12 protein-coding genes are annotated in these 14,833 nt (G+C 68.6%); 5 read left to right on the forward strand and 7 right to left on the reverse strand.

Features of this window, described 5'->3' with window-relative positions; all coding sequences use genetic code 11:
* Window positions 1–20: 20 nt before the first annotated feature.
* Both CKW28_RS06970 and CKW28_RS06975 read right to left on the reverse strand, forming a co-directional pair.
* Window positions 21–1,163 carry an acyl-CoA dehydrogenase family protein gene (locus tag CKW28_RS06970; RefSeq protein WP_003927290.1) on the reverse strand — a complete coding sequence of 381 codons (1,143 nt, stop codon included), beginning with the start codon at window positions 1,161–1,163 and terminating at the stop codon, window positions 21–23.
* Window positions 1,164–1,175: 12 nt separating this feature from the next.
* Complete coding sequence (locus CKW28_RS06975) at window positions 1,176–2,408, reverse strand: acyl-CoA dehydrogenase family protein (protein ID WP_003927289.1); 1,233 nt, start codon at window positions 2,406–2,408, stop codon at window positions 1,176–1,178.
* Window positions 2,409–2,646: 238 nt separating this feature from the next.
* Between CKW28_RS06975 and CKW28_RS06980 the strand changes: the two genes are divergently transcribed.
* Window positions 2,647–3,579, forward strand: a complete 933-nt coding sequence (locus CKW28_RS06980; RefSeq protein ID WP_003927288.1) for a hypothetical protein — start codon at window positions 2,647–2,649, stop codon at window positions 3,577–3,579.
* Here CKW28_RS06980 and CKW28_RS06985 read toward each other — a convergent pair.
* The 3 genes from CKW28_RS06985 to CKW28_RS06995 all read right to left on the reverse strand — a co-directional run bounded on the left by CKW28_RS06985 (window position 3,532) and on the right by CKW28_RS06995 (window position 8,400).
* Window positions 3,532–5,325, reverse strand: coding sequence for a putative bifunctional diguanylate cyclase/phosphodiesterase (locus CKW28_RS06985; protein ID WP_276007336.1), 1,794 nt, complete (start codon window positions 5,323–5,325; stop codon window positions 3,532–3,534). The genes CKW28_RS06980 and CKW28_RS06985 overlap by 48 nt on opposite strands.
* Before the next feature lie 37 nt (window positions 5,326–5,362).
* Window positions 5,363–7,579, reverse strand: a complete 2,217-nt coding sequence (locus tag CKW28_RS06990; RefSeq protein ID WP_003927286.1) for an Rv1355c family protein — start codon at window positions 7,577–7,579, stop codon at window positions 5,363–5,365.
* A gap of 68 nt (window positions 7,580–7,647) precedes the next feature.
* Entirely contained in the window at window positions 7,648–8,400 is a 753-nt protein-coding gene (locus CKW28_RS06995; protein WP_003927285.1) for a hypothetical protein, read from the reverse strand.
* Between the two features lie 676 nt (window positions 8,401–9,076).
* On the opposite strand from CKW28_RS06995, the gene CKW28_RS07000 reads away from it, so the two are divergent.
* The 3 genes from CKW28_RS07000 (at window position 9,077) to CKW28_RS07010 (ending at window position 11,890) form a co-directional block, all read left to right on the forward strand.
* Entirely contained in the window at window positions 9,077–9,529 is a 453-nt protein-coding gene (locus CKW28_RS07000; protein ID WP_003927284.1) for a MaoC family dehydratase, read from the forward strand.
* A gap of 100 nt (window positions 9,530–9,629) precedes the next feature.
* Window positions 9,630–10,982, forward strand: coding sequence for a flavin-containing monooxygenase (locus CKW28_RS07005; protein ID WP_003927283.1), 1,353 nt, complete (start codon window positions 9,630–9,632; stop codon window positions 10,980–10,982).
* Window positions 10,979–11,890, forward strand: a complete 912-nt coding sequence (locus CKW28_RS07010) for an alpha/beta hydrolase (protein ID WP_003927282.1) — start codon at window positions 10,979–10,981, stop codon at window positions 11,888–11,890. Before CKW28_RS07005 ends, CKW28_RS07010 begins: the two co-directional genes overlap by 4 nt.
* 42 nt (window positions 11,891–11,932) lie before the next feature.
* On the opposite strand, the gene CKW28_RS07015 is transcribed toward CKW28_RS07010, so the two are convergent.
* Entirely contained in the window at window positions 11,933–12,754 is an 822-nt protein-coding gene (locus CKW28_RS07015; RefSeq protein WP_003927281.1) for a mycofactocin-coupled SDR family oxidoreductase, read from the reverse strand.
* Between the two features lie 8 nt (window positions 12,755–12,762).
* Window positions 12,763–13,947 carry an acyl-CoA dehydrogenase family protein gene (locus tag CKW28_RS07020; RefSeq protein ID WP_040548025.1) on the reverse strand — a complete coding sequence of 395 codons (1,185 nt, stop codon included), beginning with the start codon at window positions 13,945–13,947 and terminating at the stop codon, window positions 12,763–12,765.
* Between the two features lie 129 nt (window positions 13,948–14,076).
* Between CKW28_RS07020 and fabG the strand changes: the two genes are divergently transcribed.
* Window positions 14,077–14,817, forward strand: coding sequence for a 3-oxoacyl-ACP reductase FabG (gene fabG, locus CKW28_RS07025; RefSeq protein WP_003927279.1), 741 nt, complete (start codon window positions 14,077–14,079; stop codon window positions 14,815–14,817).
* Window positions 14,818–14,833 lie beyond the last annotated feature (16 nt).

Below are 14,833 nucleotides of genomic sequence, written 5' to 3' on the forward strand. Positions count from 1 at the left end.
TCGGTGTCCCCTTCGGCGTGTCAGGACCGGGTCAGCTGTGCGTACCGGGTGAGGTGGTGGTCGGTGGACCCGAACTCGTACTGCATCGCGGTCAACCGCTTGAAGTAGTGACCGATCGCGAGTTCCTCCGTCATCCCCATGCCGCCGTGCAACTGTACAGCGTTCTGGCCGATGAACCGGGCCGCCCGGCCGACCGTCGCCTTGGCGGCCGACACCGCGCGCGCCCGGGTGGCGGCATCGGCGGTCAGGTTGAGCACCGCGAGGTACACCGCGGCGATCGCCTGCTGGAGTTCCATGTGCATGTCGACCATGCGGTGCTGGAGCACCTGGAAGCTGCCGATCGGCTGGCCGAACTGGTGGCGCTGCTTGCTGTATTCGACGGTGTCGTCCAACACCTTCCGCATACCGCCGACGGCCTCGGCGCAGATCGCGGTGGCGCCCTCGTCGCGGGCCTGCTCCAGCGACGCCCATGCCTGTCCGGCCGCACCGAGCAACGCGTCGGCGGGCAGGCGCACTCCCTCCAGGGTGATGTCGGCGGCGCGCCGGTCGTCGATGGTGCGGTAGGAGTTCAGTGCAAGTCCGGGATGCCCGGCGCCCATGTCCACGAGGAACAGCGAGATACCTTCGGCGTCACGCTGATTCCCCGATGTGCGGGCGGTGACCAGCAGATGGGACGCCAACGGTGCGGTGGTGGCGACGATCTTGGCGCCGTCGAGCACCCACTGGTCGCCGTCGCGGCGCGCCGTGGTGGCCACGTCCCGCCACCAGTCGCCGGACTGCGGTTCGGTGGCCGCCAACGCGACCACCGCGGAGCCCTCGGCGATCCGCCCGAGCAGTCGGTGGGCGGTGTCGCCGCCCGCGCGTTGCAGCAGCCCGCCGGCGACCACCACCGTGTCCACATACGGTTCGATCACCAGCGCATGGCCCAGGGCCTCGGCGATCACCATCGTCTCCACCGGTCCGCCGCCGATACCGCCCACCGATTCGGGCAGGGTGGCGCCGAGCAGACCGAGTTCCTCGGCGAAGGCCTGCCAGATCTCGGGTTGCCAGCCGGGGCCGGTCTTGGCGGCGGCGCGGCTCTTCTCCAGGTCGTAGCGCGTGGACAGGAACTTGGTGAGCCCGTTGCGCAGCAGTTCCTGTTCGTCGGTCAGGTTGAAGTCCATGGATCGTCCCGTCTAGAGCCCGAGGGCCGCTTTCGCCAGAATGTTTCGCTGAATTTCGTTGCTGCCCGCGTAGATCGAGCCCGCGCGGTCGTTGAAGTAGCGCAGCGGAGCCACCGCCTGCCACGGTTCACCGGTGACGTATCCGTCTGCCGGTGGGACGAAGTCCGACACCGGGCCGCCGGGGCAGGTGGCGTGCGGTTGGTAGGCGCGGCCCTGCGGTCCGGCGGCTTCCATCGCCAGTTCGGTCAGCGTCTGGCTCAACTCGGTGCTGAGCACCTTGAGCATCGAGGACGCCGAGCCGGGATTCTTTCCGGCGGCGACGGTGGCCAGCACCTGATACTCGAGGATCTCGAGGACCTCGGTGCGGATGCGGGCGTCGGCGAGGCGGCGGCTGAATCCCGGATCGTCGATCAGCCTGGTGCCGCCCGGCCCGGGCTGTTCGGCTGCCGCGGTGGCGATCTGATCGGCCATCACCTGCAGACCGGGGGAGGTGGCGCTACCGCCGCGCTCGAACTCCAGCAGGTATTTCGCGACCGTCCAGCCCTCGTCGATCTTGCCGACCACATTGCGCTTGGGCACCCGCACCTCGTCGAAGAACACCTGGTTCTGCACGACCTCGCCGGAGGTCATCACCAGCGGACGGATCTCGATGCCCGGGCTGGTCATGTCGATGAGCAGGAAGGTGATGCCCTTCTGCTTCTTGTCGGACCTGCTGGTGCGGACCAGGGCGAACATCCAGTTCGCCTCGACGGCGTGGGTGGTCCAGATCTTGCTGCCGCTGCAGATCAGGTCGTCGCCGTCGTCGACGGCCGCCATCGACAGGGCGGCCAGGTCCGAACCGGCCTCGGGTTCGGAGTAACCCTGGCAGAAGAACACCTCGCCGGTGAGGATCCGGGGCAGGAAGTAGTCCTTCTGTTCCTGGGTGCCGTACGCGATGATCGCGTGCGCCACCATCTTGATTCCCATCGGCGACAACGACGGTGCACCCGCCAGGGTGGTTTCGCGTTCGAAGATGTAGTGCTGGGTCAGGGTCCAGTCGCAGCCGCCGTACTCGACCGGCCACGCCGGTGCGGCCCAGCCGCGCTCGTGCAGGATGCGCTGCCACTCCATGCTGGCCTCGTGGTCGGAGTAGACGCTCGTCTGGAGCCGGCCGGCGCGGCGCAACCCGGGGGTCAGTTTCTCGTCGAGAAAGGCACGCACTTCGTCGCGGAACGCCAGATCGGCTGGCGACCATTGCAGGTCCATGGCTCCCCTGTCTGCTGGACGTTTAGACATAGTCAACCTAGTCAACTGTGTGGGCCGCATCTCATTGACCCCCCGATCGGATCCGATGCACCCGCCCGGACAGCCCGGCGAGCACGACGCGCGACCGGATTCCGCCCACGGCTGGGTAGCGTGAACGCATGACGAATCGCGGCGGCCGTTCGGTGGGACGACACGGCCGGGCCACCGACGGGACACCGCCCGGGAAGCGGACCGGACGATGCTGATCTGGGACGACGAGGTCGACGTCGTCTGTGTGGGCGGCGGGGTGGCCGCGCTGGCTGCGGCGATCGCCGCGGTCGAGCTCGGCGGCGAGGTCTACGTGGCCGGCCCCGCCCATCCCCCGGCCGACGGCCCGTTGCCGGAGACGCTCACCGACATCTGGCTGGGGCCGGACGTGACCGATGCGGAGACGATCCGATACCTGCGGGCACTGTCGGCCGATCTCACCTCGGTGACCCTGGCCCGGGATGCGGTGATTCCGGTGCGTGAAGTGGTGCCACCGCCACCGTTCGACCCGCGGGGGCAGGTGGAACCGTTCATCGGCAGCAGGTTGCGGGACTGGGCCGGGCAGTGCCTGTCCTCTCCGTACGGGTTGCTGCACACCCGGGTGTCGGACCGGGGAATGGATACCCTGCACACACCGCAGGCCGAGATCATCGAGGTCAAGGTCGTGGGCAGTTGGCCGGCGGGCCCGCCGCCGTCGGGCGCCGGGGTGGCCGGATGGTTGGCCGCACAGGCCGAGGACCGGGAGATCGACGTCCATCGTGACGACCGGTTGGAGCGCGTCGTGTTCGAGGAGGGTGAGGTCGTCGGGGTGGTGCTGACCACCGGCCGGGGACCGCGTGCGGTGCGCGCCCGGCACGGGGTCACCCTGACCCCGACCGTGCCGGTCGGCGACACCCCGGCCGAGCTCGGACTGCCCCACTACCAGCACGAGATACGGATCGGGCTGGTGAGCCAGACGGCGAGCCGGTTCGGTCGGCTCGAGGTGCTGACGAGGGCCGGCGGTCTACCGCTACGTGGGCACGTCGCGGATCGGCGGAACCCGGGACCAGCGGACCGCAGGGCGCAGGACCGCCGCATGGCCACCGTCACCGATCTGTCACGGCGTCGCCGAAAACCGCATCGGTATCCGCCCGCGGGCGAGTAGTTCCCTCATCTCGTTGGACGGGATCGGCCGGGACAGCAGGAAGCCCTGCGCCCGGTGACACCCGTGCCGCAGCAGGGTCAGCGCGGCCGCCTCGGTCTCCACCCCCTCCGCGACCAGTTGCAGCCCGAACGCCTCGGCCAGCGCGATGATCGCCCGCACGATCGCCAGATCACCGGGACTGTTGCCGAGATCCTGCACGAAGCCCTTGTCGATCTTCAGGGTGTCCACGGGCAGCGTCTTGAGGTGGGACAACACGCTGTAACCGGTTCCGAAGTCGTCGATCGCGACCTGCACCCCGACCTCGTTGAGCCCCTCCAGCGTGATGCGGGTGGTCTTGATGTCCTGCACCACCACACTCTCGGTGATCTCCAGGCACACCGAGGACCCGTCCAGACCGAACTCGTCGATGATGTCGGCCACCGAGGCGACGAAACCGTCGGTGACCAGTTGTACCGGCGAGACGTTGATCCGCAGCACCGCGTCGAGTCCGATGCCCTCGGCGCGCCACTTCGCGAATTCGCCGCAGGCGGTGCGCATCACCCACCGGCCCAGTTCGCCGGCGAGGTTGACCGACTCCGCGACCCCGATGAAGGTGTCGGGCGCGAGCAGACCGCGGGTCGGGTGATGCCACCGCACCAGCGCCTCGGTTGCCAGGATCTCGCCGGTGCGCATGTCCACCTCCGGCAGGAAATGCAGCAGCAGCGCCTCGTCCTGGATGACGCTCTGGAGGTGGAGTTCGATGTCGTTGCGGAACTCGGCTTCCAGCGACATGTCGTCGGTGAACACCGTGATCTGGTTGCCCCCGGCGCTCTTGGCGGTCAGCACCGCCTGATCCGCGCGCCGCAGCAGGTCCGAGGTGGTGTCCCGTCCGGGAGTACCTTGGGCGACACCGATACTGGCGGTCCGCGTCAGCATCTCGCCGTCGACGCACACCTGCTGCTGCAGCCGGGACCGGAGCCGGTTCGCCAGCTCCAGGGCGGCGTCGGCGTCCACCGGACCGGAGGGCACCACGACGAATTCGTCGCCGCCGAGCCGGGCGATGAGGTCGTCCGGGCCGGCGCCCTCCCGCAACCGTTCGGCGAGCACCCGGATGAACCAGTCGCCGACGGTGTGACCGAGATAGTCGTTGACCGCCTTGAGCCGGTCCAGGTCGAAGTACAGTGCCGACACCGGTCCCGGTTGGCCCGCGGCGAGCCGGGCGTCCAGATGTGCCAGCAGTGCCCGCCGGTTGTGCAGGCCGGTGAGGTCATCGTGTTCGGCCAGGTAGCGGAGCCGTTCCTCGGCCTCTACCCGGGCCTGCACCTGCGCGAACAGCGAGGCGATGGCCTTCAGCGCGTTGAGTTCGTCCGGATGCCACTGCCGGTCGCCGTACTTGACGAATCCGAGCACCCCGGTGGTGATCTCGCCGGAGACCAGCGGCACCGCGGCCACCGTGCTGGCCGGGACACCGCTGGACTCCTCGATCAGCCGCTGGAACTCGTCGGTCGCCGGTTCCGGACGGAAGATGTGGATCTCCTTGGCGTGTTCCGCAAGCGCGAACACCGGGTCGGCGCCCTCGAAGTGCACCACGCCGATGGGGTCGGGATCCGGGACGTTCTCCCGCACCGGCCATTCGGCGATCAGCTTCGATGCACGGATCTCGTGGTCGTTGTGCCGCAGGAAACTGAAGTCGAGTTCGAAGGCCCGCACCAGATCGGCGAGCACCCGCCGACTGACGTCCCTGGCGGTGGCGGCGTCCGCGGCCATCAGTTTGGTCGCTACGCCGGTCACGAGGAGATCGAGTTCAGTCGACACCGATGCCTCCCGACCGCCGGCGGCTGCGCACCGACGCCGGCGGCGCCTCGAACAAGCGGAACACGATGATCTGCGATTCGCCGCGCCGGGTGCCGGCGAGGTCGTGGAACTCGCGTCGCAGGTTCACCAGTGACGACGCGAAACGTGGTGACAGAGCCCGTAGTTCGTCCTCCTCATGGGCGTAGAGAAACAGCGGTGAGACCGGGTGCACCGCGAGCCCGCGCTGCTGCGCGCGGATCCACACCGCTTCCAGCGCCGAACCGCCCCGCAGATAGTCGGCCGGCTCCCGGCCCTCGACGGTCACCACCGCCAGTGCGGAACTGGACCGGATCCGCTCCCGGGTGTAGTCGCCCAGCGCGTCGCCGGCATCCCACTCGGTGAGCGCGGTCATCACGTCCGGGCGGCGGAGGATGTCGAGGACCGCGAGCTGGCCGGGGTCGAGTTCCATGGCCCAGATGTCGATCCCGCTGTCCGGGTCCGGGTCGCCCGGCCAGCGCAGCTCGGCGATCATCTCGGCGTGCAGCCGCGGGGTCAGATACCGGATCCGGTCGGTGGCGGCGATGATCGACGCGGCGGTGTCGAGTTCGGCCGGGCCGGTCAGCAGCCGCAGCCGCGCACCCTGCCGGTCGGCGGCGGCATCGAGCAGGGCGACGGTCTCGTCGTCGATCGGGGCGGCGCGCCCCTTGCGGCGGTTGGTCTCCCGCAGCAGCATCGGGCGGTACAGCTCGGCCAGTCCCGCCAGGTCGGCCGGGTCGTCGGGGCGGTGCGCGTCGCGCAGCCGGATGACCGCGTGGGGCACCGCGCCCCCGCCGTCGCCGGAACCATCGCCGAACTCGACGGCGACCGAACGGCCGGCGGCCGCGGCCGCCACCCGGGCGTTGAACACCGCGGCGCCGAGCGCCACCGTGCTGGCGCGGAACCCGAGGTCCAGCAGCGAGCTGCGATCCCGGTCCAGCCGCAGGGTGATGGAGTCCGGCCCGGTCTGCACGGTCCAGGGCTGCGCGTTGCCGGCCGACGGCGCCCGCACCACCGCGGCGGCCATCCGCGCCATGACGGCCCCTGTCGCCCCTGTCGCCTCTGTCGCCCCTGTCGCCTCGTTCATCTCGGTCGGAGCGGGGCCGGTCGGCGGATCGGGGGCGCGGTCCGGCTGCCGGTCGGGGGGACGCGACGCCGGGGTGGTGAGCTTCTCCAGCGCGTCGTCGACGTCGATGCGGACCCGCCCGGAGGGCAGCGGTTCACCCAACCCGATCCTGCGCACCGCCTTGGCGATGGTGGCCGCGCCGAGGGTCACCTCGGAGGCCAGCTGCGGCCAGGTGGACAGGGTCCGGCCGACCTCGACCATCGATGCCGCGCCCCGCGCGGACAGCTTCGTCGCCTCCAGGATGTTCAGGACATGAGGCACCTTGTCCTTGCTGGGCAGATCCGCCAGCGCCGCCGTGTCGACATCGCCGAGCAGACCGTGCAGGATCGGCCGGTCCGGTTCCAGATCGAACCGTTCGACGTCGATCAGCCCGTGGTCACTGGTCGCCATCAGCACCGGCAGGCTGCGCGCCTTGGCCGCCTGCCGCACCGCGATCTTCATGTCCAGTGAATCGCATTCCTCGACCACGATGTCCAGCCCGTCGAGGAAGGTGTCGATGTTGTCCTCGGTGAGACCGGCTGTGAAGGTCTGCACCCGCAGGTAGGGGTCGAGTTCGGCGATCCGCCGGGCCGCCGCGGTGGCCTTGTTGACGCCGAGATCGAACACCGTGGCGGGCACCCGGTTGAGGTTGGTCAGCTCCAGTTCGTCGAAGTCGGCCAACCGCAGTTCTCCGCAGACGCCCTCCATGGCCAGCATGTGCGCCACCGCGTGGCCCACGCTCAGTCCGACGATCCCGATCCTCAGTTGACCGAGCCGGTCCTGCTCGGCCCGGGTGATCAGGTTGCGGTTGCGGTCGAACCGTATCCGGCGGAACGTCTCCGGATCCAGGACTGCCACCACCGCCCGCCGCCACGGGTAGTACGCCCAATACCGTGATGCGGTGGCCTCGTCCGGTTGCGGAGCATCGAGCAGCCCCGCGCTCGTCGCCGCCTGCCGATCGCGGTGATCGATGACCTCGATCGCGGGGTCGTTGCGGAGTTCGGTGAGAATACGCCGGTCGGCGTCGTCGGTGCTGTCGAGGATTTGTGCGGAACCCCGGTGGGCGGCGGCGACCGTGTGACTCAATTCAGTTCCCAGGCCTCACTGTTGGCGTTGCGGTTTCGTTCCGGCGGCGCTGTTCCGTTCCGGCGGGGCTATTGGGTTCCGGCGGCGGCGGCGACGTCGCGGTGCGCGTCGAGCAGTGCCGACAGGCTGCTCATCTCGGCCACCATCTTGGCAGCCTGTTCGGGCGTCGCGTAGTTGATGAAGTTCGACCGGTCCCACCACATCATCTTGGTTCGGTACCGGTCGTCCGGATACGGGGTGGCGGGAATCCTCGACGCCACCACGCCGCCCGAGGAGCGCCACCGGCCCAGCACATGGCTGGCCGCGGTCGCCATCAGGAACTGGACGTTCAGCACGGTCATCGTCGGATAGGCGGTGCGAGCCAGGACGTCGGCGAGCAGGGGGCTCCGATCGCGGTCACCGTCGGCCCACGCCGACTTCATCTCCACCACGCCGAAGGGTAGTCGATCGGTGATCATCTTGCGTACCGCGGACTCTCCGGGCTGACCCGCCCACTCCACCACGGCGTGCGACTCGTCGGCGGACCGCAGCGGCCGGGTCGCGCGCAAACCGCCGATCACGCACCCGTCCCTGTCGACCGCGGCAAAGAAGACACTGGTATCCCACCCCGGCTTCACCGCCTCCAGATCGAGCGCTTTCTCGGCGCCGTACTTGCGGTAACTGCGGGCCGCCCCATCGAGGTAGTCCAACCACAACTCGCGATCCAGTGCCGGCTGGGACATCACCAATGTGCATTCCGCGTCCGGGTCCCACCAGCTGATCCCGGTGGGGAGCGCATATTCGCCGAAGGTATCGCCATCCAGTTGAGCAGCGGAGGTCATTTGTCCTATCTCTTCTCTGTTCGGCGGCCGGCGCAGAACTCGCCGACCGCATTTGCATTGGCCGTACCCGGTTAGTGGTAAGAATTCGCCATATCAGTATCCGATGTCGAGTCGTGATATCACAGCTAGCGCGCTGATCTTGTCCGGTAGTGTCATCCTCCGTTCATTGCGCCGACGCCGAAGTCGCCCTGCCAAGTCGAAACTGGCAATCCCGCACCGAAATATATTGCCTGTATGAGGGTGGTGTAGCCGGAATTCTGGCGAAGTTACGAGCGAAATATCCGGGCATCTCCGAGTGGCCTTCGTTCCAATTCGATAATTTTGCTATCCGATCATCGGGCCAGTTCTGACGAGAACTTCGGCTCCGAGCAGGGTGATCGCGGTGACCGCCGTTCTGGTTACTGCCGAGTATGAATTCCCGGGCCGGTCCGCTCCCAATCACGACGGCTCGCGGTGGTCGGTCAGCGAATTGCGGCCCTCATGCGGCCGCGCGGGGCCGGGAGGACGAGAATTTGCCCCCCTGTCAGGTTCGGCCCTGCCGCGTTCGGCCCCGTGAGGTTCGGCCCGCTCGCCGCGGCCCGGAGGCGCGGGTATGAGCGCCGCAGCGTTGTGGCACTGTGATGAGCCGTGGGGGCGAGCCGCGAGGCCGACCCCGTCGAGGTGAGAGGAGAGTGCGATGAAGGTGTTCAACGGCATCGAGGAGCTGGCGGCGGCCGAGGGCACCCAGTTGGGCCCGACCGATTGGCTGGAGATCACCCAGGAGCGGGTGAATCTCTTCGCCGACGCCACCGGTGACCATCAGTGGATCCACGTCGATCCGGACCGTGCCGCCAAGGGTCCGTTCGGGGGCACCATCGCGCACGGTCTGCTCACCTTGTCATTGCTGCCGTATTTCTCGCAACAGATGTACCGCGTGGACAACGTCAAGATGGCGATCAACTACGGCTACAACAAGGTGCGCTTCATTAACCCGGTCAAGGTCGGCGCCAGGCTGCGCGGCCGCACCGAGATCACCAAGGTCGACCGCCTCGACGGCGCGGTGCAGGCGACGATGACCACCACCGTGGAGATCGAGGGCGAGGAGAAGCCGGCGGCGGTGGCCGAATCGATCGTCCGCATCATCGGCTGACCCGCGCCGCACCTCACCGCCGTTGACGCGTGTCAGACAGCGTTGACTCTCGTCAAACAACGCTGTTAGTGTCCCGCATCACAGTGGCGTGAGGAGTGCGGTGAAACGTCGATATCCCCGGACCGCCGTCATCGGCGCGGGAATCAGCGGCCTGACGGCCGGGAAGATGCTCAAGGACTACGGGGTTCCGTACACCACCTTCGAGTTGTCCGACCGCATCGGCGGCAACTGGGCGTTCGGCAACCCCAACGGGCACAGCAGCGCGTACCGGTCGCTGCACATCGACACCTCCAAGCACCGGCTGTCCTTCAAGGACTTCCCGATGCCCGAGCACTACCCGGCCTTTCCGCACCACTCGGAGATCAAGGCCTACCTGGACTCCTACGCCGAGGCGTTCGGACTGCTGGACAACATCGAGTTCAACAACGGCGTGGTGCACGCCCGGCTCGACGACGGGGGCGGCTGGCTGATCGAGGATCAGTCGGGCGCCACCCGCGAGTTCGATCTGCTGGTGGTCGGCAACGGGCATCACTGGGATCCGCGATACCCGGACTTCCCGGGGACGTTCACCGGCGAGACGATCCACTCGCACCACTACATCGACCCGGCGACGCCGCTCGACCTGACCGGTAAGCGCATCCTGGTGGTCGGACTGGGCAACAGCGCCGCCGACATCACCGTCGAGCTGTCGTCGCGGGCCCTGCGGAACAAGGTCACGCTGTCCACCCGCAGCAGCGCCTGGATCGTGCCGAAGTACATCGCCGGTCAGCCCGGCGACAAACTGTGGCGCACCACGCCGTACCTCCCGCTGTCCTGGCAGCGCAAGGCGATGCAACTGGTGGCGCCGCTGCTGGGCACCGATCCGACGATGTACGGGCTGCCGCCTGCCAATCACAAGCTGTTCGAGGCGCACCCCACCCAGTCGGTGGAGTTGCCGCTGCGCCTGGGTTCCGGGGACGTGATCCCCAAACCCAATGTCTCCCGGCTGGACGGCGCCACCGTTCATTTCGAGGACGGCACCAGCGACGACTTCGACGCCATCATCTACGCGACCGGATACAACATCACGTTCCCGTTCTTCGACCCGGATTTCATCAGCGCGCCCGACAATCACATCCGGCTCTACAAACGGATGTTCAAGCCCGGTGTCGAGAACCTGGTGTTCATCGGGTTCGCTCAGGCGGTTCCGACGTTGTTCCCGTTCGTGGAATGCCAGTCCCGGCTGATGGCCGCCTATGCGGTGGGCCGGTATGCGCTGCCACCGGTCGACGAGATGGAACGGGTCATCGACGCCGATCAGCAGTTGCACGCCGGGCACTGCATCGACCGGCCGCGCCACACCCAGCAGGTCGACTACTTCTATTACGAACACGACCTGCGGACCCGGGAACTGCCGGCGGGGTTGAAGCGGGCCGGGCACACCGCGCCGCGACGGACGCCGGTGGCGCTGTGAAACCCACCGACGTCACCTTCTCCTCGGGCGGCGCCGAGTGCCGCGGCTGGCATTTCACCGCCGTTGACGGTGCGCCGGACCGGCGGCCGGCGGTGGTGATGGCCCACGGTTTCGGCGGCACCAAGGACTCCGGACTGCAGGGGTTCGCCGAGCGGATCGCCGCCGCCGGATTCGACGTGCTGGCTTTCGACTTCCGTGGGTTCGGTGACTCGGAAGGGCAGCCGCGGCAAAGTGTTTCGATCGACCGGCAGATCGAGGACTACCACGCGGCGGTGGGCGCCGCGCGCCGGCTGCCCGGCGTGGACCCGGACCGGATCGTGTTGTGGGGGGTGTCGCTGTCGGGTGGCCACGTGCTGCGGGTGGCCGCCGATCGGGCCGACATCGCCGCGGTCATCGCGATGACGCCGCTGACCAGCGGGGTGGCGGTCAGCCGCGCCGCCATCGAACACCGCGACGCGTGGTCGGCGCTGAAGTGGACGGCGCAGGGGATCAGGAGCCGGTTCGTCGTCGCCCGGGGCCGGTCACCGGTGATGTTCCCGATCGTCGCGCCGCCCGGTAGCCCGGGAGCCCTGACCCTCGACGGCGCCTACGAGAGCTATCTGGGGCTGGCCGGCCCGAGCTGGCGCAACGAGATCGACTCGGCGGTCGGTCTGGAGGTGGCCAGGATACGGACGACGGCGGCCGCCAAGCGGTTACGCTGCCCGCTGCTGGTGCAGATCGCCGACTTCGACCGCTATGTCCCGGCCGACTCGGTCACCAGGACCGCGGCGCACGGACGCGCCCAGGTGCATCACTACCCCTGCGACCACTTCGACGTCTGGCCCGGCCACGACTGGTTCGACAAGGCCGTCGACGACCAGATCGCGTTCCTCACAAGGACACTGGTCTCGACGACGCCCAGCCGCTGACCGGGTCCCCGGCCGGGACGTCCGATCTCCCGGCGCCGGAGATCAGAACTGGGACGAACCCATATCCACCGGGATCTTCGCGGCGGTGACGAACCGGGATTCGTCGCTGGCCAGCCAGACGGCGGCGTCGGCGATGTCGTCGACCTGGGCGATCCAGTCCGGCAAAAACGGTGTGATCATCTGGGTGAGCGGCGGATTCGACTCCCCGGTGGCAGCCAGTGCGGACACCATCTCGCCACCGCCCATGTCGGTGGCCACCGCGCCGGGATGCAGGCTGTTCACCCGGATGCGGTGTCTGCCCAGCTCGGCGGCGAACGCCCGCGCCATGCCGGCCACCGCGTGCTTGCTGGTGGTGTAGTGGACCATGAACGGCTGCAGTTTCATCCCGGCCAGCGAGCTGATCAGGATGATCGACCCGCCCCGCCGGCCGTCGATGATGTGCCGGGCGCCGGCCATCACCGTGTTCCAGGTGCCGGTCACGTTGATGTCCATGACATCGCGGAAGTCCGCGGGGGTGATCGCATCCCACGTCTGCGGCGCGCAGATCCCGGCGTTGGCGACGATGACGTCGAGCCGGCCGAGGGCGGCGACACCGGCATCCACGGCCTCCCGCAGCCCGTCGAGGTCGCGGGTGTCGGCGACGGCGGCGTGGATCCGTCGACCGGTCGCGGTGACCAACCGCACCGTTTCGTCGAGATCCTCCGGAGTCGCCGGCTCGTAGGGCACGCAGTCGGGCAGTTTCCCCGCGATGTCCACTGCGATGATGTCGGCGCCTTCGGCGGCCATCCGGACCGCGTGTGCGCGGCCCTGCCCGCGCGCGGCGCCGGTGATGAATGCGACCCTGCCGGCGAGCCGACCTGTCATGGTTCTCCTCAGTTCGTCTGTCGCTGAGCGGCTTTGACCAGTCCGCCGCCGATGATCAAGCGCTGGATCTCGCTGGTCCCCTCATACAACCGCAGCAGCCGCACGTCGCGGTAGATGCGTTCGACCGGCACCTCGCGCATGTAGCCGGTGCCGCCGTGGATCTGCACCGCCAGATCAGCGACCTGACCGGCCATCTCGGTGCAGAACAGTTTGGCCGCCGACGGTGCGACCCGGCGGTCCTCACCGCTGACCCACTTCCGGGCGGCGTCGCGCACCAGGGCCCGGCCCGCCATCACACCGGTCTGCTGATCGGCCAGCATCGCCTGCACCAGCTGGAACTGCCCGATCGGGGTGCCGCCCTGGGTGGCGCTGGCGGCGTAGGCCACCGATTCGTCGAGGGCACGCTGGGCGGTGCCGACCGCGAGCGCGGCGATGTGCACCCGACCGCGGGCCAGCGAGGTCATCGCGGCCCGGTAGCCGATGTCCTCCTCGCCCCCGACCAGCGCCGACGCGGGCACCCGGACGTCGGTGAAGGTCACGTCCGCGGTCCAGGCGCCCTCCTGGCCCATCTTGGCGTCCTTGGCGCCCACCTCGACACCGGGGGCGTCGGCCGGCACCAGGAAGACCGCGATGCCGGCGCCGCGTTCGTCGGCCGGCCTGCTGCGCGCGAACACCACGAACAGGTCGGCGACCGGGGCGTTGGTGATGAATCGCTTCTGCCCGTTGATGATCCAGTCCGCGTCAGCGCCGCTGCCGTCGCGTACCGCCCGGCTGCGCAGACCGGCCGGATTGGAACCGGCACCGGGTTCGGTCAACGCGAAGGAGGCGACGACCTCCCCGGAGGCGATCGGTTCGAGCCAGCGGGCCTTCTGCTCCTCGGTGCCGAAACCGACCAGCACCTGTCCGGCGATGCCGTTGTTGGTCCCGAACATCGACCGCAGTGCCAGCGAGGTGTAGCCCAGTTCCATCGCCAGCTCGACATCCTGGGCCAGATCGAGGCCCAGCCCGCCCCATTGCTGCGGGATGGCGTAGCCGAACAGCCCCATCTGTTTGGCCTGCTCGCGCAGATCGTCGGGAACCCGGTCTTCGTTCAGGATCTCCAGTTCCCGTGGGACGACGGCGGTCCGGACGAATTCGCGGGTCTGGCGCAGTATCTGCCGGAAATCCTCGTCGCTGACTTCCGCAGTGCTCATCGGCTTCTCCTTGTGTGTGCGTCCCGGTGGGGCGATGGCGACCCCGCCGGGACGCCGGATATCGTACATCAAATATGATGTTGGAAATCCAGCCGCATCGTCGGCGCGAGGGAAGGACGGGGTGATCAGGTGTCGTTGCTGGCCGGCCAGACAGCAGTGGTCACGGGCGGAGCGCGGGGTCTCGGCTACGCGATCGCCGAGCGGTTCATCGCCGAGGGCGCGCGGGTGGTGATCGGCGACATCGACGAGTCCGCCACCCGGGCCGCGGCGGACAGCCTCGGCGGCGCGGACGTCGCGGTCGGGATGCGTTGCGATGTGACCCGGTCCGATGAGGTGGAGGCGCTGGTCGGCGCGGCGGTGAAGCGGTTCGGGTCGCTCGACGTCATGGTCAACAACGCCGGCATCACCCGCGACGCGACTATGCGCAAGATGACCGAGCAGCAGTTCGACGAGGTGATCGCCGTCCATCTGAAGGGAACCTGGAACGGGCTGCGCGCCGCCGCGGCGATCATGCGGGAGCAGAAGCGCGGTGCGATCGTGAACATGTCGTCGATCTCCGGCAAGGTCGGGATGGTCGGTCAGACCAACTACTCGGCGGCCAAGGCCGGCATCGTCGGGATGACCAAGGCGGCCTCCAAGGAGCTCGCCTATCTCGGCGTGCGGGTCAACGCCATCCAGCCCGGTCTGATCCGTTCGGCGATGACCGAGGCGATGCCGCAACGGATCTGGGACGAGAAGCTGGCCGAGATCCCGATGGGGCGCGCCGGGGAGCCCGAAGAGGTGGCGAAGGTGGCGCTGTTCCTGGCCAGCGATCTCTCGTCGTACATGACCGGTACGGTGCTGGAAGTCACCGGCGGCCGGCACCTGTGAATTCCGCTCGGCAGGA

The organism is Mycolicibacterium thermoresistibile (assembly GCF_900187065.1).
GTDB lineage: Bacteria > Actinomycetota > Actinomycetes > Mycobacteriales > Mycobacteriaceae > Mycobacterium > Mycobacterium thermoresistibile.

Excerpts from the sequence above, each read along its gene's own strand:
- CKW28_RS06995 (WP_003927285.1), bottom strand. The coding sequence starts at position 8,400 with ATGACCTCCGCTGCTCAACTGGATGGCGATACCTTCGGCGAATATGCG.
- CKW28_RS06970 (WP_003927290.1), bottom strand. The coding sequence starts at position 1,163 with ATGGACTTCAACCTGACCGACGAACAGGAACTGCTGCGCAACGGGCTC.
- CKW28_RS07020 (WP_040548025.1), bottom strand. The coding sequence starts at position 13,947 with ATGAGCACTGCGGAAGTCAGCGACGAGGATTTCCGGCAGATACTGCGC.
- CKW28_RS07015 (WP_003927281.1), bottom strand. The coding sequence starts at position 12,754 with ATGACAGGTCGGCTCGCCGGCAGGGTCGCATTCATCACCGGCGCCGCG.
- CKW28_RS07000 (WP_003927284.1), top strand. The coding sequence starts at position 9,077 with ATGAAGGTGTTCAACGGCATCGAGGAGCTGGCGGCGGCCGAGGGCACC.
- CKW28_RS06985 (WP_276007336.1), bottom strand. The coding sequence starts at position 5,325 with ATGGCCGCGGACGCCGCCACCGCCAGGGACGTCAGTCGGCGGGTGCTC.
- CKW28_RS06980 (WP_003927288.1), top strand. The coding sequence starts at position 2,647 with ATGCTGATCTGGGACGACGAGGTCGACGTCGTCTGTGTGGGCGGCGGG.
- CKW28_RS06975 (WP_003927289.1), bottom strand. The coding sequence starts at position 2,408 with ATGGACCTGCAATGGTCGCCAGCCGATCTGGCGTTCCGCGACGAAGTG.